2 protein-coding genes are annotated in these 1,482 nt (G+C 43.0%); both read left to right on the forward strand.

The genetic code is table 11. From position 1 onward, the window contains the following. Window positions 1-33 precede the first annotated feature (33 nt). Window positions 34-357 carry a hypothetical protein gene (locus AC1DXC_RS27240; RefSeq protein WP_477462331.1) on the forward strand — a complete coding sequence of 108 codons (324 nt, stop codon included), beginning with the start codon at window positions 34-36 and terminating at the stop codon, window positions 355-357. After that, window positions 354-1,253 carry an IS3 family transposase gene (locus AC1DXC_RS27245; RefSeq protein ID WP_477462332.1) on the forward strand — a complete coding sequence of 300 codons (900 nt, stop codon included), beginning with the start codon at window positions 354-356 and terminating at the stop codon, window positions 1,251-1,253. The genes AC1DXC_RS27240 and AC1DXC_RS27245 overlap by 4 nt, the downstream gene beginning before the upstream one ends. The last annotated feature ends 229 nt before the right edge of the window (window positions 1,254-1,482 follow it).

The raw sequence follows: 1,482 nt of genomic DNA on the forward strand, positions 1-1,482 counted from the left end.
CCTGAAATAGGTTTACACATTAAGTAAACAAATATGGAAGAGAAAGTAGCCTCATTGATTCTTGAAGACCATAATGTAGGGGGTTTAAGTTATCGTACTTTAGCAAAGAAGTATGGAATATCCCGAACTCAAATCCACCGGATGGTGATGTCAAAGCAAAGGAAGCAGAAAAAACCGGCAGTAATCAAAGCGGAGGTAGTGGAAGAGTTAGCCTTACCAGACGACATAAAGTTACTGAAGGAGGAATTGCGTAAAGCCCGTTTAAAGATAGAACTACAGGATTTGATGATCGATATATCCAGCAAGGAGCTCGGCATTGACCTGCGAAAAAAACATGGCACCAGGCCGTCCAAATGAAAATGCAAAGCCGCTCACGCGGTCTTCGTGAGCTTTGCAGACTGCTTGGTCATTCGCCACAGGCGTATTATCAATATCAAAAATCGTTCGTTAAAAAAGCCTTGGAAGAGGATCTGCTGATCGGTCAGGTTGTTTTTCACCGTATCCTTCAACCAAAGTTAGGCGGCCGAAAGCTGTATGAAATGATGGAGCCATTTATAGCAGATCACCGGATCTCTATTGGCAGAGATCTTCTTTTTGACCTGCTGCGGGCAAACGGGCTGTTGAATAAACGAAGACGCAACCGGCCCCGGACGACTGATTCCAATCACTGGATGAAGAAGTATCCTGACCTGATCAGGAACATCAAATTAAGCCGGGCAGATGAGCTATGGGTGAGCGATATTACTTATATACATCTGGAAAAGAGCGCGTTTGCTTATCTTAGCTTGGTTACGGATGCTTATAGCCGGAAAGTGGTAGGCTTTTGTATGAATCATGATCTGTCGGCAGATGGTCCCGTTATAGCGCTGGAAATGGCCCTTAAAAACAGATTGAGCAATGCCCCCCTGATCCATCATTCAGACCGTGGCTCACAATACTGCTCCGACGGCTATATCAGTTTATTAAAATCTGATACTATCAATATCAGCATGACACAAAGCGGTGATCCCAGGGATAATGCCATTGCAGAAAGAGTAAACGGAATCCTTAAACAGGAATTGCTTGCCGAGGTATATCCTGATATTAAAGAAGCCCGGCTGGCTGTAGTAACAGCCATCGACACCTACAACCAGCTCAGGCCGCATAGCAGTATTGATATGATGACTCCCGACAATGCGCACAAGCAAATAGGTCCGATCAAACGCCGGTGGAAGAGTTGGTTTAACAGAACCCGCAAAAAACCGGTATCATAGTTTTCAACAAAAGAAAGGAGCCTACAAAAAGAAAAAAAGAAGCAAAAAAAGAAAAACGTGTTGGAATATGGAAAACTGAAGGAGTTTCCCACATTCCAACACGACAAGCAAACCACAACAATTATTCTTTATCTTTAGAAAAGGGTAAACCTAATTCAGGACTAAAATAAAGTGTAAACCAACAACAGGACTAATCAGTAAAAGTGTAAACTTTTTTCAGGACGAGACA

The organism is Mucilaginibacter sp. P2_D11, assembly GCF_056404435.1.

Bases quoted from the DNA above. Each gene is read 5' to 3' on its own strand.
- AC1DXC_RS27240 (WP_477462331.1), top strand. From the start codon at position 34: ATGGAAGAGAAAGTAGCCTCATTGATTCTTGAAGACCATAATGTAGGG.
- AC1DXC_RS27245 (WP_477462332.1), top strand. From the start codon at position 354: ATGAAAATGCAAAGCCGCTCACGCGGTCTTCGTGAGCTTTGCAGACTG.